This is a genomic window from Protofrankia sp. Cr1 (assembly GCF_963555865.1).
Lineage (GTDB): Bacteria > Actinomycetota > Actinomycetes > Frankiales > Frankiaceae > Protofrankia.
Window position 1 is genome coordinate 11,010 of record NZ_CAUVXO010000106.1, and the last position, 533, is coordinate 11,542.

Sequence of the window (533 nt, forward strand, 5' to 3'; positions counted from 1 at the left end):
CGGGGGTCACGTGCGGCTGGAAGTAGCGGTGGTTGACCAGCTCTTCGACGGCCTGAGCGTCGGACATGAGCGCACGCGGCACCCGCTGATCCCACAGGCCGTAGGTGTGTCGGATGCAGTACGCGCAGTCCAGCGGGCACCCCTGGATGTGGTTAAGGCTGAGTCCGCTCTTGCGGTACTCCACGACCTCACGCGCCCGCTCGGGCAGTTGGTCGATCTGTTCCCTGCTGAGCAGAAAAACACGAACAGTCACTTGGTTCTCTCCCAAGTCCCTTGTGGGCGGACGCGGTTCGGCGTCCGATTGGGAGCGTAGAACCAAAAACGGCGAGTGAATAGAAAGTTTCTTGGTATTTCTAGCAATGCCACGAACGAGTGAGCGCCATGGAAATTACTCGCCATCCTCCGGCGCTTCTGGGGCAAGACCGTCGATCACTCGATTGATGATCGCCCGCGCGCTCCGGCCGTAGCTGGCAACGGCAGTCAGCTGCTCGAAGGCGTTGCCGTACAGCTCGATCTCCTGCGGTTGCCGCAGA

At 61.2% G+C, this 533-nt stretch carries 1 pseudogene; it reads right to left on the minus strand.

From position 1 onward, the window contains the following. Nucleotides 1–253 (minus strand): annotated as a pseudogene (locus U9980_RS11195) (radical SAM protein); the annotation flags it as partial. Nucleotides 254–533 lie beyond the last annotated feature (280 nt).